This is a genomic window from Methylobacter sp. Wu8 (assembly GCF_036440755.1).
Classification (GTDB): Bacteria; Pseudomonadota; Gammaproteobacteria; order Methylococcales; family Methylomonadaceae; genus Methylobacter_A; species Methylobacter_A tundripaludum_A.
In genome coordinates this window covers 106,471-127,180 of sequence record NZ_JAZGVT010000064.1, presented here as the reverse complement: position 1 = coordinate 127,180, position 20,710 = coordinate 106,471, and the positions used below count along the sequence as shown (strand labels likewise).

The following is a 20,710-nucleotide window of genomic DNA, read 5'->3' as shown; positions in this document are numbered from 1 at the left end:
AAGATCATGAAGATCATGAAGATCATGAAGATCATGAAGATCATGAAGATCATGAAGATCATGAAGATCATGAAGATCATGAAGATCATGAAGAGAATCCGCGAAGCACAGCTTTTGATCTCTATGAAGCATCTCACTATCACGCATGAAGTCACTACCGTAATCTCTTCAAGTCCTTCATGGTAAAAATAAATGACATGTTCAAGAAACAGCACTCCCTGGCCCGAGCTTGAGGTCATTAATGACTTTTACGATGCCGTCGAATGCGAACGCATCTATCGGTGTCTGTTGCACGAACATCAGTGGCCCGATAACCGATATGTTGTCGCCGGACGGCAATTTATCCTGCCCAGATTACAAACGTGGCACGCCGATCCGGGGATTCGCTACAGCTATAGCAACAACTTGCTGCAAACCCGGGCCTGGACGCCCTTGCTGTCCGATATTAGAGCTCAAGTCGAGTCGCACTTAAGTTTCTCGTTTAATTCGGTATTGGTTAATCTGTACCGAAACGGAGGCGATTATGTCGGCTGGCATGCGGATAATGAACCGGAGCTGGGCGAGCAACCTTTTATCGCCTCGTTGACATTCGGCGCGGAACGGCAATTTGCGTTCAGGCATAAAAAGTCTTCGGAGCAGGGGCGGGTATCATTGCGCAGCGGCGCTTTATTGATTATGAGGCCGGATTTTCAGCACCATTGGCTGCATAGCGTTCCCATCGATCAAAATGTAACGGAAGGACGAGTCAATTTAACTTTTCGTAAAGTTATCCCAGCAATCAACTGTTTTTTAGATTACTGATGCTACGCATAGATAGTTTTTGTCCTGTTTGTCGCGCTGCATGGCAGTGACGTTTTTAATTCTGCATTGAGTTTAAAACGTGCATAGGTCTGGGGCGGTATTGATGGATTACAGATAAATTGTTCCAAAAAGAACCAAGCGCTGTCTGTTGAGATTATCAGTTAACGATAATATTCAACAGCTTAACGATATGAGTAGTCTGGCATTTTAATTGCTTTTTAGAAAATTGGAGTTACCGCATCTATTTATTGTGTGTACTCGTCATTTTTTCATTAATAGCGAGGTATTAGTATGTTCGAAGCCACTCTGTTGTTCCTTTTCATGTTTTTAATTGCAGCATGCGCTTTTTTTCCGTCGATGCTGTTTCCTGCAAAATCTCCCCAACAATTCGACGCTACCGGTGATTTCGGTTCAAATTCAGGACTGGGAGTCTCTGAGGATTCAACACTTCAGCAGAATTTTCTTATGCATCTGCAAAATGAAATCGAATCCGCTCTGTTCCCGCGTCCTACCGACTCTATCTTGCAGCGCCATTACGATGCCTTGGTAAACGCCGAACTGGAGAACCGTCTGGCGGCAATGCCGGATTCATAACAACGGCTGCGAATCAGCAGGATAAAGCGGTAATGATGGCGATACCGGTATTCGGTTTAATGTAAGCTTTCACGCAACAGCCTGCTGATTTTGTTGTATTTGTCGCATAACGAACATGAGTTGATTTTTACCCACCCCTCTTTTTCATTATTTCTCCCACAATTATAAAGGTTTCTTGGTCGACGCTAATCCGGCATAGATGTTGCTCCAGCTATGCGGAGCAGCGTCGGCTGGAGAACAGCGCCGATCGCTGCGTTAGCATTTAAGCATAATAACAATAAGCGCTTCCAAGCGACTTTGTACCCGCCGGAAAAACGGTCTATCGTGCTGCCCTGGTCGGCTTCAAGTCGGTAAATACTCTGCATTGGAAACGCGGCGCTGAAGAAGTGCATTCTTCAAGCAGCCAATAACGCCAGGAGTTCCTGAATGAATGAAACCTTTTACGATGTCATGCGCAGGCAAGGCATCACCCGCCGCAGTTTTCTGAAGTTTTGCAGCCTGACCGCTGCCTCGTTAGGGCTTTCCCCCGCTTTCGCTCCCAAAATCGCTCATGCGATGGAGACCAAGCCGCGCATTCCGGTGCTGTGGCTGCATGGTCTGGAATGCACGTGTTGCTCGGAATCGTTCATCCGCTCCGGCCATCCTTTAGCCAAGGATGTAATCCTGTCGATGCTGTCGCTGGATTACGACGACACCATCATGGCTGCGGCGGGCCACAACGCCGAAGCCATCGTCGATGAAATAGTCGAAAAATACAAAGGCAATTACATTCTGGCCGTAGAGGGCAACGCGCCGCTGGGCGAAGACGGCATGTACTGTATCATCGGCGGCAAGCCGTTCGTCGAGCAGCTCAAATACGCGGCCGAAAGCTGCAAGGCGATTATTTCCTGGGGCTCTTGCGCATCCTGGGGTTGCGTTCAGGCCGCCAAGCCTAATCCGACCCGCGCCACGCCGACCCATAAAATCCCCGGTCTGGCCGACAAGCCGATCATCAAAGTACCCGGTTGTCCGCCGATTGCAGAGGTGATGACCGCCGTGGTCGCTTATCTCTTAACCTTTGAAAAGCTGCCGACCCTGGATCGCCAGGGCCGCCCGCAGATGTTTTACAGCCAGCGCATCCACGATAAATGTTACCGCCGTCCGCATTTCGACGCCGGGCAATTCGTCGAACATTGGGACGACGAGGCCGCGCGGCAAGGACATTGTTTGTACAAAATGGGCTGCAAGGGACCTACCACGTATAACGCCTGCTCGACGATGCGCTGGAATGAAGGCGTATCGTTCCCGATTCAATCCGGTCACGGTTGTATCGGCTGTTCCGAGGACGGTTTCTGGGATAAGGGCGGCTTTTACCAGCGCCTGACCGATATTAACGATTTCGGTATCGAAGCCAACGCCGATACGGTCGGCGGCGCCGCAGCCGCCGTAGTCGGCCTCGGCATCGCCGCACACGCCGGCTTGACCGCGCTGAACCGTTCCAAAAAATCGGGCGACACACAACCAGGAGCAGAACAACAATGACAGTCACCAACACCCCCAACGGCTTTAACCTGAATGACGCAGGCCGCCGCGTCGTTGTCGATCCGGTCACCCGTATCGAAGGCCACATGCGCTGCGAAGTCAATATCGACGACGACAACATCATCCGCAACGCGATTTCCAGCGGCACCATGTGGCGCGGCCTGGAAGTGATTTTGAAAGGCCGCGACCCGCGCGACGCCTGGGCTTTCGTACAGCGCATCTGCGGCGTCTGCACCGGCACCCATGCGTTGACTTCGGTGCGCGCGGTCGAGGATGCGTTAAAGATTACGATTCCCGAAAACGCCAATTCGATCCGTAACCTGATGCAGCTCAGCTTGCAGGTGCAAGACCATCTGGTGCATTTTTATCATCTGCACGCTTTGGATTGGGTCAATCCGGTCAATGCGCTGAAAGCCGATCCGGTTGCGACTTCGGCGCTACAGCAATCGATTTCGCCGCATAATCCCAAATCGTCGCCGGGCTATTTTCGCGATACGCAAAACCGTTTATTGAAATTTGTCGAATCCGGGCAGCTGGGGCCGTTCAAGAACGGTTACTGGACCAATCCGGCCTATTTACTGCCGCCGGAAGCCGATCTGATGGCGGTGACGCATTACCTGGAAGCGTTGGATTTTCAAAAAGACATCATGAAAATCCGCACCGTTTTCGGCGGCAAAGACCCGCATCCGAACTGGCTGGTCGGAGGCGTACCGTGTGCGATCAATATCGACGGCGTCGGCGCCAACGGGGCGATCAACATGGAGCGGCTGAATTTGGTGTCGTCGATTATCGACCGCACGATTGATTTTATCGACCAGGTTTACATCCCCGATTTACTGGCTATCGCCGGGTTCTACAAAGGCTGGATGTACGGCGGCGGTATTTCCGGGCAGAGCCTGCTGTCCTACGGCGACATTCCCGATAAGGCCAACGATTATTCGGCGTCGAACTTGCTGATGCCGCGCGGCGCGATCATCAACGGCGATTTGACCAAAGTCCATGAAGTCGATTTGACCGATCCCGAGCAAATCAAGGAATTCATCCCGCACTCCTGGTACAAATACCCGGACGAATCGCTGGGCCTGCATCCGTGGGACGGCGTCACCGAACCCAACTACAAGCTGGGGCCGAACACCAAAGGCGACCGCACCCATATCAAGGAGTTGGACGAAGCGGCCAAATACTCCTGGATCAAGGCTCCGCGCTGGCGCGGCCATGCAATGGAAGTCGGCCCGTTGGCCCGTTATGTAATCGGTTACGCGCAAGGCAACAAGGAAATTACCGAGCAAATCAATTTTGTGTTGAAGACGCTGGATGTGCCGGTCACCGCGTTGTTCTCGACCTTGGGCAGGACGGCCGCGCGTGGCCTGGAAGCGCAATGGGCGGCAGGCAAAATGCGCTATTTCATGGACAAGATGATCGCCAATATCAAATCCGGCGATTTGGCGACGGCCAATGTCGCCAAATGGGACCCGGAAACCTGGCCGAGTAGCGTCAAAGGCGTTGGTTTTACCGAAGCGCCGCGCGGCGCGTTGGGTCATTGGCTGAAAATAGAAAATACCAAAATCGCCAATTACCAATGCGTGGTGCCGACCACCTGGAACGGCTCGCCGCGCGACGAGCAAGGCAATATCGGCGCGTTCGAGGCGGCATTGATGAATACCAAAGTGGAACGTCCCGAGGAACCGGTGGAAATCCTGCGCACCTTGCACAGTTTCGATCCTTGTCTGGCGTGTTCGACGCATATCATCAGCCCGGACGGCACCGAATTAACCCAAGTCAAAGTTCGTTGAGGAGCATGGTTATGAAAAAAATTATAGTGGTCGCAGGACTTATCGCGTTTTCCCAGGCCGCATCGGCACATACCGGCTTGCTGCCGACCGGCGGGTTCAGTCACGGTTTCCAGCATCCGTTTTTGGGACTGGATCATTTCCTAGTGATGTTGGGTCTAGGATTATGGGCCAGCAGCCAAAGCCGTTTGCTTGCCAGGCAGGCGCTAGGCGTGTTTTTGTTGTTTATGACGATAGGCGCGCTATTCGGCTTAACCGGGTTCGGTTTCGCTTATGTCGAAACGGGTATTCTGGTCTCTCTGTTGCTGGTCGGTGTAGCGTTGAGCTTTCCCATAGTTCCCGCCATCACTGCCATCAAGTTAAGACAGACGCTGGTTCCCAAGCTCCAGCTTGGGAACCCAGTTAGCGAAGCTCCAGCTTCGCGATCCGGGAAGCTGGAGCTTCCTGCACCGAATTCCCAAGCTGGAGCTTGGGAACTAGCGCTCACTAAAAGCCTTAACTTAATCGCAGCGCGTGGGAACGAGGCAGGTTTTTACGGCAAGGTGATTATTTTGACATCGGTTGCAGCCTTTGCCTCAATGCACGGACTGGCGCATGGCGGTGAAATGCCGGTTGATGCTTCGGCATACGCTTATATCGCCGGGATTGTATCGGCTACGGCGGTTTTGTACGGTTCCGGCTTGGCTCTGGGCTTGGCTGCACGACATGTCAATGCAACCGGTTTGCTCCGCGTTTATGGAACCTTGACCGGCTTGGTCGGCGCTTGGTTGCTGTTCGCATAAGGAACCGCCATGACTGAGCCAACTTTAATATCCAATGCCGTTGACGCAAGCGGTATAAAGTCCTCTCCAGAGGGGGAGGGCGCGCAAGCCGTTTACGTCTACGAAAAACCGGTACGGCTCTGGCACAGCCTGAATGCCTTGGTCATCGTCGCCTTGACCGTAACCGGCTATTTGATCGCTTCTCCGCTCGCATCGGTCGGCGGCGAAGCGTCAGACCATTTTGTGATGGGCTATGTGCGATTTTTGCATTTCGCCGCCGGCTACCTGTTGGCGATAGGATTGCTGTTTCGAGCTTACTGGGCCTATGCCGGTAACGAACATGCCCGGCAAATCTTTATGCCGCCTTTGTTGGCGAGGGCGTTCTGGCATGGCGTCGGCCATGAAATACTCTGGTATGCCTTTTTGGTTAAGGAGCCGAAAAAATACATCGGCCATAACCCTTTGGCGGTGTTATCGATGCATTTTGTTTTCGTTTGGGGCGCGCTCTTCATGATCGTTACCGGCTTTGCGCTTTACGGAGAAGGCACGGGGCAAGACAGCTGGCAACATGCGCTGTTTAGCAGCTGGGTGCTGCCGCTGTTCGGCGACAGCCAAAACCTGCACAGCTGGCATCATCTGGTTATGTGGTTGATCGTTTGTTTTGTGCTGATCCATGTTTATGTTGCGGTGCGCGAGGATAAATTATCCCGGCAGAGCATGTTGTCCACGATAGTGACCGGATGGCGCACTTTCAAGGACGATAAACCGGTAGACGATGTCCACTAACCTAAAATCGCACTAAAGCATTCCAACATCCCGCTCGCCCTGAGCCTGTCCAAGGGCGAGCGGGGTGTTGGAATGCTTACTAAGTGGATGAAAGTGTGGAAGCCGCTCATGCTTCGACGGGGCTCAGCACGAACGGCTTCCACACTTTCCAACTGCTTTTTTTTAGGATTAACCATGAACATTTTATTGCTGGGCATAGGCAACGTACTTTGGGCCGACGAAGGCTTCGGCGTCCGTGTGATCGAACGCCTGCAAAAAAGCTACCGGTTTCCCGACGGCGTCAACGTCATGGACGGCGGCACTCAAGGCGTTTACTTGGTCGAGCATGTCCAGGCGGCGGATGCGTTGGTCGTGTTCGATGCGATCGATTACGGCCTGTCGCCCGGCACCTTAAAACGAATCGAAAACAGAGACGTACCGAATTTTCTTGGCGCAAAAAAAATGAGCCTGCACCAAACCGGATTCCAGGAAGTGTTGGCGATGGCGCAGATGCTGGGCAGTTATCCGCGGCACTTGCTATTGATCGGCGTACAGCCCGAAGAGTTGGACGACTACGGCGGCAGCTTGCGGCCGACGGTCAAAGCGCAAATTCAACCTGCTATAGACATGGCGCTGGCTTACCTGCAAGCATTCGGTATTAGTGCGGAAACAACCGACACCGATGGCGATTTGGCCGACCCGGTGTTGAACATACAGCGCTACGAACTGGAACGGCCCAGCGCCGAGCAGGCCTGCCGCATCGGCGACGAGCGGGTGTTGCAGGCCGAAGGCTTGGCGGTGCGTCCGCCGCAACCGGCGGGACAACCCACCTTGCAAGTCGATGTCGATTACCGGGGCAAATACTGATGTGCATCGGCATCCCCATGCAAGTAGTGGCGCAGCATAGCGAATCCGCGACCTGTCTTTATCGCGGCGAGGAAAGCGTAATCGATACCATGCTGGTCGGCCCGCAACCGGTCGGTGCTTGGCTGCTGGTGTTTCTCGATACCGCCAGGGAAGTGCTCAGCGAAACCAAAGCCAAGCAAATTTCAGATGCATTGGAAGCCATGCGGCTGGCGATGCAGGGCGACAATCACATAGACCATTTGTTTTCCGATCTTGTAAACAGGGAACCGCAATTACCGGAGTTTTTAAAACCATGACATCACCGCTGATTACCCAGCTGCAAACCCGGCACGGCTATCCGTTGCTGGATGCGGACAGTTACGATCATTTCGTTTACGGCAATGAAAGCGTCGTACTGTTTTTCTGCAACGATCCCGTCCAGTTTCCCGAAAGCAACGACGTTGCGGTGATCTTGCCGGAGCTGGACAAAACGTTTAACGGCCGGCTGCAAGCGGCGGTTATCGAAAAATCCATCGAGCGAGAATTGCAAGCGCGGTTCCGCTTTACCGGCTGGCCGTCGCTGGTGTTTCTGCGCAACGGCGAGTATTTGGGCGTCATCACCGGCGTCCGCAACTGGCGGGAATACAGGCAGGAAGCGGCAGGGATCTTGGCCTCCGAACCCAGCGAACCGCCCGGCTTCGATTTGGATAAGGTATGCGGCGGCGCTCATTAATAATGTAGGGCGCGCCGTGCGCGTCAACGATACTAAAATATAACCCACGATCATTATGAACTCTATTTCACTCCCCATTTTCGGACAAGGCAGCCAACCGGCGGAACAAGACGGCGTCGAGCTGGAATATCTGCAAATGCCGCAGGAAATGACGACCTATGCCATGCCGCAGATTTCGACGGATTTAAAGTCGCATGATTTGGCGCAGGCAAAAATCATTTTGCTGAAATTGCAGCAGTATTTGGCCGCGTTTCCATCGGTTTCAGTAGCCATCGAATTGACCCGATTGGACGCAAACAACCGGCGGTTTATCGACGAGCTGCTCGGCGAAGGCGAAGTCAGCGTGATTTGTTCCGGCGGGCAAAACATCCGCATTCAGGAATCGGTATTGGCGGGTGTTTGGCGCTTGCAAACACTTAACGACCGTAGCCAGATTGTTAATGACGCGTTGGAAGTCGGCATTATTCCGCAACAGCTGTCGCAATCGGCCTTTAACGGCGCGGCGGCGCAAATCGACACTTATTGGACTGTGGTGCCGAAAAACGTGATGAACTCGCCGCCGTTGCTGACCGAACTCAACGCCAAAATCGCCGAATACCGTCCGGGCGGCGAAGCGCATACGATCAATTTAAGCCTGCTGCCGCAGACCGAGCAGGATCTGGCGTTTTTGGCGCAACGCTTAGGTCGCGGCTCGGTGACGATTCTATCCCGCGGCTACGGCAACTGCCGGATCACCGCCACCGGCACCCAATACGTCTGGTGGGTGCAGTATTTCAATTCGGAGGACACCTTGATCCTCAACACGCTGGAAGTCAGCGACGTGCCCAGCGTGGCCTGCGCCTCGCCGGAAGATATAGCCGACAGCCGCGAGCGCTTGCAGGAGATACTTAAGGTGTATTTATGAATGGCTCTTTTTTTGCCGGGGCATTCGGCGGCGGCGCTTCGAAGTTGACGCCGCAAACCCGGCTGGAATGCAAAATCTGTTGGTATGTGTACGACCCGGCTGTTGGCGATGAAGTCTGGCAAATGCCGCCGGGCACGGCTTTTTCCGCATTGCCCGATCATTGGAGCTGTCCTGAGTGCGACGGCAAAAAGCAGGATTTTTTGGTGATGGATGATTGAGCATGTTGTGGCCGGGTATTTACTTACCACGAAGGCACGAACGACATGGATGCAGGAGGTAAAGCAATACAGGAGCTATTGCCGAGAACACGAAGAAAAAAAGCTTGTTGCTGTGTAGTTAAGCATTGTAGGAGCGGGCCGTGCCCGCGGTGAAGGAGCTAAAAGTTTTTAATCGCTGTCTAAATGTCGCGGGCATGGCCCGCTCCTACGGAATATCGATGCGCTTGACTTAATCGCAGTGACTTGAGGAAACGAGAAGAACTCTTTTTTAGCATGTACAGCACGCCCACCAAGTCAAGTAATGATCTGGCAAAATAGCGAACAAATCCGGCATACACTGGAAACAACATTCAATGAAATACTGGATAAGCGCATGCGCGAGTTGCCGGTCGTTAACTTCGCGCTTTCGGTGCAGGCCGTCGGCTTTAGCCGCTTTGGCGAAGACTGGCTCGGCGTGTTGATTACACCCTGGTTCATGAATCTGATGTTGCTGCCGGGACCGGACAGCGCTTGGCGCGAACAACAACCGGGCATAAAAATCGACAAGCGCTTCCCGTATGGCACATTCGAATTTATGTTGGGCAGTGAAACACCAATAGGCATTTACGCACTTTGCTCTTTGTTCTCGCCGATGTTCCAGTTCGAGAACCAAGCGGCCGCGTTGGCTACCGCTCAAGCTGCGTTACAAGGCTTGCTGGCCGAAACGGCGCCGCGAGCGGTCAGTCGTCGTGACTTGCTGCGCGGCGCTATCGGCAAAGGAAATCGTTGAGTGACACCGGCCGGTAAAATTGTCATCGATCTGTATCATGACTCCGGCAAGGTGAGCGGAGTGCAAATCGCATCCAGCCGGCCTGAAGCGATAGCACAGGTATTAATCGGCAAAACCCCGGATCAGGTACTCGAGACCGTTCCGTTGCTATTTACCTTGTGCGGCAACGCCCAGGCTTATGCAGCGTTGCAAGCCTGCCGTGCGGCACTGGGTATCGCAACCGAGCCTGAGCTTGATTCAGCCCGCGACCTGCTGGTGCAACTGGAAACCTTGCGCGAACATGCGTGGCGTATTTTGCTGGACTGGCCGGTTTTTATAGGTCTCGCTCAAGATAAAAAAGCCCTGGCGTCGCTGCTTAAATTCGATGCGCTGTTCAAGCGGCATTTGTTCCGGCATGCCGAAGCATTCAAGCTCGACAGTTGCTTGAATGTCGATACCGATCGATTGATGCAACTGATCGACGACCTGGAAGCGCTGATCGACACTTCGATCTTTAACGGCCGACTTGTTGAATTTCAGGCGTTAACCGGCGAAGCGCAGTTGCAGAATTGGCTACGGCAAAGTAATGCGTTACCTGCCAGCTTGTTAAATCATTTATATGGACGGAACTGGGCGGCAGTGGGGCAAAATAATGTTGCCTGCCTGCCCGAGTTTGAGGAAGAAGTATTAAGCCGGGGATTGCAACGGCAAGATTTGTCAGCTTTCAGTCGGATGCCGCATTGGCAAGGCCGCTGTTTTGAAACGACGCTATTGAACCGCCGGCTGTCGCAGCCTTTAATCGCCGATATGCGCGGCCGTTACGGTAACGGCCTGATCGCCCGAACACTGGCCCGCTTGCTGGAAGTCGCTTTAACACCATCCCAACTCAGGCGGCTTTTGATGCAAATAACAGACCTATCGGTTTTACCGCTAAGCGGCGCGATTAACGAGAGCGTAGGTTTGGCTCAGGTCCAAGCGGCGCGCGGCCTGTTAATCCATCGTCTGGAATTGAAGCAGGGGCGGGTACACGATTACCGCATCATCGCGCCCACCGAATGGAATTTTCACCCCGAAGGCGTCGTCGCCCAAGGCTTGAAACAATTGCAAGCCGAAAACCTAAACGATCTGCAACGGCAAGCGGAACTTTATATCAACGCGGTAGACCCTTGTGTGCAATACGCGTTACACTTGACCGACAGTCGAAACGAGATAGAAAACCATGCATGACAAATCTGTCAGGAACAAGTTTGCACTTGCCCGAAGGGTGCATGTCAGGGACAGCCAGCATGACAAATCCGCCGGGAGCGGATTTGCATTTACCCGAAGGGTGCATGGCAGGGATTGCCTGCATGACAAATCCGCCTGGAGCGGATTTGCACTTGCCCGAAGGGTGCATGGCAGGGATTGCCTGCATGACAAATCCGCCTGGAGCGGATTTGCATTTACCCGAAGGGTGCATGGCAGGGATTGCCATGCATGAATTGTCCCTCTGCGAAAGCATTTTGCAGGTCTTGGAACAGCAGGCGGAAGCCCAGCAATACAGCAAAGTCAAAACGGTTTGGCTGGAAATCGGCGCATTGGCCGGTGTCGAGACTGACGCATTGCGTTTCAGTTTCGATGTTGTTGTACAAGGCTCAATAGCCGACCATGCCAAGCTTGAAATCATCGAAATACCGGGCCAAGCCTGGTGCATGCCGTGTAGCCGCAACGTGGTTGTGCAGCAGTTATACGATCTATGCCCGCACTGCGGCAGCCATCAATTACAGGTCAACAGCGGAGATCAAATGCGAATCAAAGAACTGGAGGTAGAATAATGTGCGGCGTATGCGGCTGCGGCGAGGGCCATTCCCACTCGCACGATCATGACCACGACCATCCGCATGATCATGAACACCACGACCATCATCATGATCACGATGCTGAACATGCTCATGCGCCGGGTTTAAGCCAAGCGCGGATGGTGCAAATCGAACAGGATATTCTGGCCAAGAACAACCGTTATGCCGCCGAAAACCGCCGCTATTTCGGCGAACGCGGCATGCTGGCGTTAAACCTGGTTTCCAGCCCCGGTTCAGGTAAAACCACGCTGCTGACCGAAACCATCGCCCGGCTGAAAGACGAGCTCGACATCGCGGTCATCGAAGGCGACCAGCAAACCGCCCGCGACGCCGAGCGCATCCGCGCCACCGGCGTACCGGCGCTGCAAATCAACACCGGCAAAGGCTGCCATCTCGATGCGCACCGGGTCGGCCATGCGCTGGAAACGCTCCAGCCGAAAGACCATAGCCTGCTGTTCATCGAAAACGTCGGCAACCTGGTTTGCCCGTCGGCATTCGACCTGGGCGAAGCGCATAAAGTGGTGATTTTGTCGGCCACCGAAGGCGAGGACAAGCCGATCAAATACCCCGACATGTTCCATGCCGCCGACTTGATGATTTTGAACAAGACCGACCTGTTGCCGTACCTGGATTTCGACACCGAGCAATGCATACAGTACGCAAAACAGGTCAATCCGCGCATCAAGATACTGTCGCTGTCGGCCAAAACAGGCGAGGGCATGGACAGCTGGCTGCGCTGGCTGAAGGCCGAGTTGGAGTTGCAGCGTATTGATTATGCATAGAGCGGCTTAGTACGATAAAGCCAATTTATAAAGATAACACCACGAAGACACGAAGAGCACGAAGAAAAGCAAAGGATAAAACTTCGTGTTCTTCGTGTCTTCGTGGTGAATTAATCAATATTAAATGCGCAAACGCAGTCTACAAACTACAGAGATCCTTTTATATGTGCCTAGCCCTACCCGCCCAAATCGTCGCTCTTGATGCCGCCAACAACATGGCGACCGCATCGGTCGGCAACGTCAAAGTCGAAGTGTCGTTGGCCCTGGTCGATGATGTCGCGCTCGGCGATTACGTTCTGGTGCATGTCGGTTATGCGCTGAATAAAATCGACGAGGACGAAGCCTTAAAAACCCTGGCCTTGTTTGCCGAAGCCGGATTAATGTCAGAAGTATGAAATACATCAGCGAATTCAGGCAGCAAGACCTCGCCCAGCAGCTGTCCAAGGCAATTGCGCAAACCGTCGATCGGGGCCGCCATTACCGGCTGATGGAATTTTGCGGCGGCCATACCCACGCCATTTTCCGCTACGGCGTACAGGATTTAATGCCGGGCAACGTCGAATTCATCCACGGCCCCGGCTGCCCGGTCTGCGTATTGCCGACAGGCCGCATCGATAACGCGATACAACTGGCCGAACGCCCGGACGTGATTCTCTGCACCTATGCCGACTTGATGCGGGTCCCGGCTACCGGCGGCAACAGCTTACTGAAAGCCAAGGCGGACGGCTCCGATATTCGGATGGTTTATTCGACGCAGGACGTGTTGAAAATCGCCAGGGAAAATCCCGAAAAACAGGTCGTGTTTTTCGCGATAGGCTTTGAAACCACCACGCCGCCGACCGCCGTCGCGGTCAAGCAGGCTCAGGCCGAAGGGTTGACTAATTTTTCGGTGTTCTGTAACCATGTACTGACCCCTGCCGCGATGCAGGCGATACTGGATGCGCCGCAACCGGTCGCGATTGATGCTTTTCTCGGCCCTTCCCACGTCAGTACCGTAATCGGCAGCCAGCCCTATGAAACATTCGCCGAGCGCTATGCCAAGCCGATAGTCATTGCCGGTTTCGAACCGCTGGACGTGATGCAGTCGGCGCTAATGCTGATACGCCAACTCAACGAAGGCCGTCACGAGGTCGAAAACGAATACAGCCGCGCCGTCACCCGCGAAGGCAATCTGAAAGCGCAAGCGCTGGTGCGGGAAGTGTTCGAGTTGCGGCCGCAATTCGAATGGCGCGGTTTGGGTTTGATTCCCAACAGCGCGTTAAAGCTCAAAGCCGGTTATGCCGATTTCGATGCCGAGCAACGTTTTAACATGCCTGCGATTCAGGCGAGCGATGTCAAAGGCTGCGAATGTCCGGCCATTCTGCGCGGCGCGAAAAAACCGCAAGATTGCAAGTTGTTGGGCACGGTTTGCACGCCGGAAAATCCGATGGGGTCTTGTATGGTGTCGTCGGAGGGGGCTTGTGCGGCGTATTGGTCGTATGGGCGGGTCCGGGGGTAAATGTGTCGCTGCCGCGACAGGTTTATTTTAATCGGGTTCTCGCACCCGAGGGCGAGTTACTTTCTTTTGCTTCGCCAAAAGAAAGTAACCAAAGAAAAGGCGACCCGGTTGCCGCTTTGATCCTGCGCTCCTCGCTTTTATCGAGGGTCAGCAGAAGGGGCTCCTGCCCCTCTGCCGACGTGCGGCATCCCTGCCGCACCCCTACGGGCTGTTCTCGACAAAAGCTCCGGTGCTCGGCGCGGCATACGGGGAAACCGTCCCAGAATTTACGCTCGAACCTGATAAATTTGGTTTCAAATGTAGGATGCAATAATAAAGTAGCCTGTATGAAATATACGAAATCCCGCTACTCGTTGGCAAATCAAAGAATCATAAATGAAAGAAATTGAAGAGCTTAAAAAAAATTTAGTAATGTGGCTAGAAGGACATCCTGATGTAATCAAACAAATTACAGAAGGAATGCAATCGATCACAAGTGGCGTTATTAAACATATGCAGGCAAATTATCAAGCCCGTATAAACATGTATCCAATTCTCAAAAAAGAACTCATCCCATTGGCTCAGCGCGGCTGGCTGATAAGTGGCTACTTTGGGATGAGTGATTTATATGAATTATCTGAATTTATCAGCACCTGTGACGCAAATCATTTGGATCAGCACGTCAAGGAGCTATACCGGGACGACTTTGAAAACCACGTTCAGGAAATCCTGAAAGATTACCCTGAACGCGAGTTTGCAATAAAACCAGCAATAAATGCTCATAAGCGCGGTGAATATGCACTATCAGTTCCGATCTTCTTTGCCCAGACGGATGGCATTTGTTTTGAAAAAATGAAGAAAAATCTTTTCCAAAATAGAGACCACATATCCACTTTAGCCAAGGTAAATATTACAACGTCAGATGCGGCTTATGTAGACAATAGCATTGTCTACACATTTATCTCTGAGATTCTTTGGACTCAACTAATTGATGAGCTTCCAATTGGATACAATGAAAAAAAGCGCAAGGATAATTCGTATTTTGGATTGAACCGCAATACAGTGTTGCATGGTATTGCCATGGATGAATATGCAACAGAGGAGAACAGCTTAAAGGCGTTCTCACTTTTGAGTTGCATAGCCTGTTTAGGTGTGTAGCGCGCACCTTTTTAGGGTTCGAACGGTTGGGCAATTTGAAAATGGTACTCAATGTGTCCCTTATACCTGAAACCAGACATATTTGGCTTACCTTTAAATTCCAGGATGTTTCTTTCCCGTATGCCGCGCCGAGCACCGGAGCTTTTGTCGAGAACAGCCCGTTAGGGATGCCGCACGTCGGCAGAGGGGCAGGAGCCCCTTCTGCTGACCCTAGACAAAAGCGAGGAGCGCAGGAAATAAGCGGCAATCGGGTCGCCTTTTCTTTAGTTACTTTCTTTTGGCGAAGCAAAAAGAAAGTAACTCGCCCTCGGGTGCGAGAACCCGATTAAAATAAACCTGTCGCGGCAGCGACACTTAACCGTATCTTTTCAGACTTGATTGAATAGAGTTTAACCCCTACAAGCTATCAAATTAAAAATGACTGTAACAGAATATTGTCGAAGTGGGACGGTTAAGCCGATCATGGTTCGACAAGGCTCTCCTGAGCGTAACCGAAGGGCTCACCACGAACGGCTTAACCTTAAACTGTGCCTCACCTTAAATTGGTAGCTTTGAATAGAACAGGATTAAACAAAATGCCTAAAATCACCCAGTTATCGCAATTAGATTTAAACCAAACCTACAGTTATGCCGATTACTTGACCTGGCAATTAAATGAAGCCGTTGAGTTGATTAAAGGCAAAATCATGTTGATGTCGCCTGCGCCGAATGTAAAGCATCAAGATATTTCTGCAAATTTAACGACACTGCTGCACAATTTTTTTAAACATAAAAAATGCCGCGTTTATGCCGCGCCCTTTGATGTGCGCCTATACGACCGCAAAAAATCCATTCTAGCCAATCAAGACATTCATACGGTTGTCCAGCCTGATTTGAGTGTTATTTGTAACCCTGAAGTGTTGGACGAACAAGGCTGCAATGGTGCGCCCGACTGGATTATTGAGATTTTATCCAAGGGAAACTCCAAGCGGGAGATGCAAATCAAATTCGAACTCTATCGGGAAAGCGGAGTGCAGGAATACTGGATTGTTTATCCCAATGACCAAGCGATTCATCAATTTGTCCTGGATGATAACGGGCATTACCAACTTAAACACATGTATACAGATGATGACATCGCCACGCCGCATTTATTTCCTGAATTGGCTGTTGATCTGACTGAAGTGTTTGAAACTTGGCAAACGTAGTAAAACATCGTGTATCAAAAGTCAGCATCCGTCGAATACTTACCCAAAATCATCCTTATGCCCAATCCTTACACAACAAAATTAAATACAGCAACCGGCAAAGTCGACTTAAGCCACGGTGGCGGCGGCCGCGCGATGGCCCAGCTGATCGACGAATTATTCATCAAGCATTTCGACAACGATATGCTGCGCCAGCATAACGACCAAGCCCTATTCACCGTACCGGCAGGACGATTGGTGATTAGCACCGACGGCCATGTGATTTCGCCGCTGTTTTTTCCGGGCGGCGACATCGGCTCGCTGGCCGTGCACGGCACCGTCAATGATGTCGCGATGTCCGGTGCAAAGCCGCTTTATCTGGCGGCGGGTTTTATTCTGGAAGAAGGCTTTCCGCTGGCCGATCTGGAAAAGATCGTCATCAGCATGGCCGCAGCCGCCAAACGCGCCGGTACGCCTGTCGTTACCGGCGATACCAAAGTAGTGGAACGAGGCAAAGGCGACGGCGTGTTTATTACCACCACCGGCATCGGCATCGTGCCGGAGGGCGTCAATATTTCCGGCGACCGCGCGCAACCGGGCTGTGCGATTTTGCTTAGCGGCTCGATCGGCGATCACGGCGTTGCGATTATGGCCGGACGGGAAAACCTGCAATTCGACACGACGATTGTGTCCGATTCCGCCGCGCTGAATTCGCTGGTCGCCGACATGGTCGCCGCAGCTCCCGCCGATATCCGTTGTTTGCGCGATCCGACCCGAGGCGGCTTGGCGACCGCGTTGAACGAGCTGGCGCAGCAATCCGGCGTCGGCATGGTCATCGACGAGACGCAGATTCCAATGAAATCGGAAGTCAAAGCCGCCTGCGAAATTCTGGGATTAGATCCTCTGTATGTAGCGAACGAAGGCAAGCTGGTGTGCATTTGCAATGCCGCTGCCGCTGAATCCCTGCTGGCGGTAATGCGTCAACATCCGCTGGGCCGCGATGCCGCGATCATCGGCGAGGTGATTGCCGACGAACACGGTTTCGTACAAATGACCACTGCTTTCGGCGGCCGCCGCATCGTCGATTGGCCGGTCGGCGAGCAGTTGCCGCGCATCTGCTGATGTCCGGCAGGGCGATTCGGGTTCGCGGCGTGGTGCAGGGCGTCGGCTTCAGGCCGACGGTCTGGCATCTCGCCCGGAAACACAGGTTGACCGGCGAGGTCTGGAACGACGGGTTGGGCGTGATGATTCACGCCTACGGCAGCGATGAAGACCTTGAGGCTTTCATCCTGCAAATTCCGCTGCACAAACCGCCGCTGGCCCGGATCGATAGCCTGGAAGTGTTGGCGTTGGAAGGACTGCCGCAGAGCGAAGAATTTTGCATCGTCGCCAGCCGGCAAAATGGCGTAGAGACGCCTGTCGCCGCCGATGCGGCCACCTGCGCCGATTGCCTCTCTGAAATCGCCGATCCCGGCAACCGCCGTTACCGTTATCCGTTCACCAATTGCACGCACTGCGGGCCGCGGCTGTCGATCATCCGGCGCGTGCCTTACGACCGTTGCCATACCAGCATGGCGGAATTTGCGATGTGTCCGCAATGCCAACAGGAATACGACAATCCTGCCGACCGCCGCTTCCATGCCCAGGCTAATTGTTGCCCGGACTGCGGGCCCAAGGTTTGGTTGGAAGATAGCCACGGCCAGCAACTTGATTGCACCGATCCGCTAACACAAGCCGCCGAGTTGATCCGGCAAGGCTATATCGTCGCTATTAAAGGCCTGGGCGGTTTTCATCTGGCCTGCAATGCGGCCGATACGGATGCGGTAAACCGGCTGCGTGAACGCAAGCGCCGTTACGCCAAACCGTTTGCGTTGATGGCTGGGGACATGGAAACCATCGCCCGCTATGCGATCCTGGATGAGCAGGAAAAGCAAGCCCTACACGACAAAGCCGCACCGATTGTATTGCTGTCGGCATCAGGCGAAACGCTTGCGCCCGGCATTGCGCCGGACTACGACAAGCTTAATACCGCTGACTCAAACAATATAAAGCCCTCTCCAGAGGGAGAGGGTTGGGTGAGGGGAAATCAAAATAAGGAAGAATGCTTATTTTCATCCCCTCATCCCAACCTTCTCCCTGAGGGAGAAGGAGCGCACGTACTAGGCTTCATGCTGCCCTACACACCGCTGCACACGTTGTTATTGCAAGATCTGGACGCGCCTATCGTGCTGACTTCCGGCAATATTAGCGATGAACCGCAATGCACGGACAACGGCGAGGCGCGGGAAAAGCTTAGCGATATTGCCGATTATCTGCTGCTGCACGACCGGGACATCGTCAACCGGCTGGACGATTCGGTGGCTCGGTTAATGGACGGTCAAATACGCTTGCTGCGCCGAGCCCGCGGATACAGCCCGGAAGCGCTGATATTGCCGCCCGGTTTCGAGCAAGCCGGGAATATCCTGGCGATGGGCGCGGAGCTTAAGAACAGTTTTTGTTTGCTGAAAAACGGCCAAGCGGTCGTAGGCCAGCATATCGGCGACCTGGAAAACGCCGCCGTCCAAGGCGATTACCGCAAGGCTATCGCGCTGTACAGGCAGATGTACGGCTTCAGGCCGGAGCGTATCGCCGTCGATCACCATCCGGGGTATCTGTCTACCCAATACGGCCAAATACTGGCCGAAACCGAAGCGGCGCTTGTAGTGCCGGTGCAGCATCATCACGCCCATCTGGCCGCCTGTCTGGCCGAACACGGTGTTGCTCTGGATGCACCGCCGGTATTGGCCGCCATCTTCGACGGCTTGGGGCTGGGCGACGACGGCGAGTTATGGGGCGGCGAATTCCTGTTGGGCGATTACAAGGGCTACACCCGGCTCGGCTGTTTCCAGCCTGTCGCCTTGCCCGGCGGCACCCAGGCCATGCGCGAACCGTGGCGCAACACTTATGCGCAACTGCTGCATTATTTCGACTGGCAAACGCTGCAACAGGATTATGCGGATCTGGACATCATGAAATTGCTGGCCAGCAAGCCGTTGGCGACGCTGGCGACGATGATCGGCAAACAGATCAACTCGCCGCCGAGCACTTCCTGCGGCCGCTGGTTCGACGCTTTCGCCGCCGCACTCGGCCTGCACGGCGAACAGGTTTATTACGAAGGGCAGGCCGCGATTGCGCTGGAGATATTGGCTACGCCGCTGTTTGCAGACGAGCGGCCTTATCCCCTCACCCCAACCCTCTCCCTGGGGGAGAGGGGGCCGGATTCAGTCTCGATCCTAAGTTGGCAAGGATTGTGGCAAGCGGTGCTGACCGATCTTAAGTGCGGTGTCGATAAAGCGCGGATTGCCGCCCGCATCCACCATAGTCTGGCTGCCGCTACGGTCGAGCTGCTGAATATGCTGAGCCGCCAAACCGGCATCGACAGTATCGTGCTCAGCGGCGGCGTGTTCCAAAACCGGCTGCTGCTGGAAGCGGTGTCCGGGCAATTGCGGCAATGCGGTAAAACCGTGCTGTCGCCGCAACATTATCCGATGAACGACGGCGGCTTGGCATTAGGTCAAGCGGTGATTGCCGCGGCAAGGGCTATTTGAGGCATGCGGCGGGTTTCTTTCGCTTCCGCGAATCCGGGCATGCGGCTGCATTCCCACCGCCAGGCGTGTTCGACCAGCGTATCCAAATCCGCATAGGCAGGCTGCCAGCCCAATTCCCGCTTTATTCCGGTCGCATTAGCGACCAAGCGGGCAGGGTCGCCCGCCCGGCGTTGGCCTTCCTGCACAGGGATGATCTTGCCGGTGATTCGTCTGGCCGCTTGGATGACGCTTTCGACCGAATAGCCGTTGCCGTTGCCCAGGTTAAATGCGGTGGATTGTCCGTCCGATTGCAGGTATTGCAGGGCCAGCCAGTGCGCTTCGGCCAAATCGAGGATATGGATGTAATCGCGGATGCAGGTGCCGTCGGGGGTATCGTAATCGCGCCCGAATACGGTAATGTGCGGACGGCGGCCGGAGGCGGCTTGCAGCACGAGCGGGATCAGGTGCGTTTCGGGGTCGTGCCGTTCGCCAAGCAAGCTGTCGGGATGCGCGCCGGCGGCGTTGAAATAGCGTAAGCACACGGATTTGAGGCCGTAAGCACGATCGTAATCGGCCAAGGCCTGCTCAATCATCAGTTTGCTGGAGCCGTAGGGATTGATAGGCCGCTTGGGGTGCGCTTCATCGATCGGGACGTATTCCGGTTCGCCAAAGATGGCGGCGGTGGATGAAAAAATGAATTTATCGACACTATGGGCGCGCATCGCGTTGAGCAGGTTGAGGGTGTTGACGGCGTTGTTATGGTAATACTTGGCGGGGTCTTGCGCGGACTCGCCCACCTGTATGAACGACGCAAAGTGCATGACCGCATCGAATTTGTGCTCGCTAAACACTTTGTCTAGGACCAACCGGTCGGCAATATCGCCATGCACAAACCGTCCATGCAGGACGGCGTCGCGGAATCCGGTGGAAAGGTTGTCGAGGGTGACGACATCGACGCCTTTTTGGCCGAGCAGCCAGACCATATGCGAGCCGATGTAGCCGGCGCCGCCGACGACGAGAACAGTTTTAGGCGATGTCATTG

General features: G+C 53.8%; 22 protein-coding genes. 21 read left to right on the top strand and 1 reads right to left on the bottom strand.

Annotated elements, in window-relative coordinates:
• The first annotated feature begins 192 nt into the window (after positions 1–192).
• The 21 genes from V3O24_RS10850 to V3O24_RS10750 all read left to right on the top strand — a co-directional run bounded on the left by V3O24_RS10850 (position 193) and on the right by V3O24_RS10750 (position 19,689).
• Positions 193–801 (top strand): alpha-ketoglutarate-dependent dioxygenase AlkB, encoded by a 609-nt coding sequence (locus V3O24_RS10850; protein ID WP_331307248.1) that lies wholly within the window; start codon positions 193–195, stop codon positions 799–801.
• 291 nt (positions 802–1,092) lie between these two features.
• A complete protein-coding gene (locus tag V3O24_RS10845) occupies positions 1,093–1,395 on the top strand; it encodes a hypothetical protein (RefSeq protein WP_331307247.1) in 303 nt (100 codons plus the stop codon).
• A 426-nt stretch (positions 1,396–1,821) separates the two neighbouring features.
• Entirely contained in the window at positions 1,822–2,916 is a 1,095-nt protein-coding gene (locus V3O24_RS10840) for a hydrogenase small subunit (protein ID WP_331307246.1), read from the top strand.
• Complete coding sequence (locus V3O24_RS10835) at positions 2,913–4,709, top strand: nickel-dependent hydrogenase large subunit (protein ID WP_331307245.1); 1,797 nt, start codon at positions 2,913–2,915, stop codon at positions 4,707–4,709. The genes V3O24_RS10840 and V3O24_RS10835 overlap by 4 nt, the downstream gene beginning before the upstream one ends.
• Positions 4,710–4,720: 11 nt before the next feature.
• On the top strand, positions 4,721–5,488 hold the full coding sequence (locus tag V3O24_RS10830) for a HupE/UreJ family protein (RefSeq protein ID WP_331307244.1): 768 nt from the start codon (positions 4,721–4,723) through the stop codon (positions 5,486–5,488).
• Positions 5,489–5,497: 9 nt separating this feature from the next.
• The gene (gene cybH, locus V3O24_RS10825; protein WP_331307243.1) at positions 5,498–6,253 is read left to right on the top strand and encodes a Ni/Fe-hydrogenase, b-type cytochrome subunit; all 756 of its coding nucleotides are present in this window, start codon (positions 5,498–5,500) and stop codon (positions 6,251–6,253) included.
• A 174-nt stretch (positions 6,254–6,427) separates the two neighbouring features.
• Complete coding sequence (locus V3O24_RS10820) at positions 6,428–7,099, top strand: HyaD/HybD family hydrogenase maturation endopeptidase (RefSeq protein ID WP_104425302.1); 672 nt, start codon at positions 6,428–6,430, stop codon at positions 7,097–7,099.
• Entirely contained in the window at positions 7,099–7,395 is a 297-nt protein-coding gene (hypC, locus tag V3O24_RS10815; protein ID WP_331307242.1) for a HypC/HybG/HupF family hydrogenase formation chaperone, read from the top strand. Before V3O24_RS10820 ends, hypC begins: the two co-directional genes overlap by 1 nt.
• The gene (locus V3O24_RS10810) at positions 7,392–7,811 is read left to right on the top strand and encodes a hydrogenase (RefSeq protein WP_104425304.1); all 420 of its coding nucleotides are present in this window, start codon (positions 7,392–7,394) and stop codon (positions 7,809–7,811) included. The genes hypC and V3O24_RS10810 overlap by 4 nt, the downstream gene beginning before the upstream one ends.
• Positions 7,812–7,866: 55 nt before the next feature.
• Entirely contained in the window at positions 7,867–8,715 is an 849-nt protein-coding gene (locus tag V3O24_RS10805) for a hydrogenase expression/formation protein (RefSeq protein WP_331307241.1), read from the top strand.
• On the top strand, positions 8,712–8,933 hold the full coding sequence (locus tag V3O24_RS10800; protein WP_331307240.1) for a rubredoxin: 222 nt from the start codon (positions 8,712–8,714) through the stop codon (positions 8,931–8,933). The genes V3O24_RS10805 and V3O24_RS10800 overlap by 4 nt, the downstream gene beginning before the upstream one ends.
• Before the next feature lie 301 nt (positions 8,934–9,234).
• The gene (hybE, locus tag V3O24_RS10795) at positions 9,235–9,702 is read left to right on the top strand and encodes a [NiFe]-hydrogenase assembly chaperone HybE (protein ID WP_331307239.1); all 468 of its coding nucleotides are present in this window, start codon (positions 9,235–9,237) and stop codon (positions 9,700–9,702) included.
• Positions 9,703–10,908, top strand: a complete 1,206-nt coding sequence (locus V3O24_RS10790; RefSeq protein ID WP_331307238.1) for a nickel-dependent hydrogenase large subunit — start codon at positions 9,703–9,705, stop codon at positions 10,906–10,908. It begins immediately after the preceding gene.
• Positions 10,909–10,967: 59 nt separating this feature from the next.
• Entirely contained in the window at positions 10,968–11,495 is a 528-nt protein-coding gene (gene hypA, locus V3O24_RS10785; protein ID WP_331307237.1) for a hydrogenase maturation nickel metallochaperone HypA, read from the top strand.
• Positions 11,495–12,301 (top strand): hydrogenase nickel incorporation protein HypB, encoded by an 807-nt coding sequence (gene hypB / locus V3O24_RS10780; protein ID WP_331307236.1) that lies wholly within the window; start codon positions 11,495–11,497, stop codon positions 12,299–12,301. The genes hypA and hypB overlap by 1 nt, the downstream gene beginning before the upstream one ends.
• 164 nt (positions 12,302–12,465) lie before the next feature.
• Positions 12,466–12,696 carry a HypC/HybG/HupF family hydrogenase formation chaperone gene (locus V3O24_RS10775; protein WP_331307235.1) on the top strand — a complete coding sequence of 77 codons (231 nt, stop codon included), beginning with the start codon at positions 12,466–12,468 and terminating at the stop codon, positions 12,694–12,696.
• Positions 12,693–13,799, top strand: a complete 1,107-nt coding sequence (hypD, locus tag V3O24_RS10770) for a hydrogenase formation protein HypD (protein WP_331307234.1) — start codon at positions 12,693–12,695, stop codon at positions 13,797–13,799. Before V3O24_RS10775 ends, hypD begins: the two co-directional genes overlap by 4 nt.
• A 375-nt stretch (positions 13,800–14,174) precedes the next feature.
• Positions 14,175–14,936, top strand: coding sequence for a hypothetical protein (locus tag V3O24_RS10765; RefSeq protein ID WP_331307233.1), 762 nt, complete (start codon positions 14,175–14,177; stop codon positions 14,934–14,936).
• A gap of 575 nt (positions 14,937–15,511) precedes the next feature.
• The gene (locus V3O24_RS10760) at positions 15,512–16,123 is read left to right on the top strand and encodes a Uma2 family endonuclease (protein WP_331307232.1); all 612 of its coding nucleotides are present in this window, start codon (positions 15,512–15,514) and stop codon (positions 16,121–16,123) included.
• 57 nt (positions 16,124–16,180) lie between these two features.
• A complete protein-coding gene (hypE, locus tag V3O24_RS10755; protein ID WP_331307251.1) occupies positions 16,181–17,224 on the top strand; it encodes a hydrogenase expression/formation protein HypE in 1,044 nt (347 codons plus the stop codon).
• Complete coding sequence (locus tag V3O24_RS10750; RefSeq protein ID WP_331307250.1) at positions 17,224–19,689, top strand: carbamoyltransferase HypF; 2,466 nt, start codon at positions 17,224–17,226, stop codon at positions 19,687–19,689. The genes hypE and V3O24_RS10750 overlap by 1 nt, the downstream gene beginning before the upstream one ends.
• Here the strand turns inward: V3O24_RS10750 and galE are convergent.
• Positions 19,656–20,708 (bottom strand): UDP-glucose 4-epimerase GalE, encoded by a 1,053-nt coding sequence (gene galE, locus V3O24_RS10745; protein WP_331307231.1) that lies wholly within the window; start codon positions 20,706–20,708, stop codon positions 19,656–19,658. The genes V3O24_RS10750 and galE overlap by 34 nt on opposite strands.
• Between the last annotated feature and the right edge of the window lie 2 nt (positions 20,709–20,710).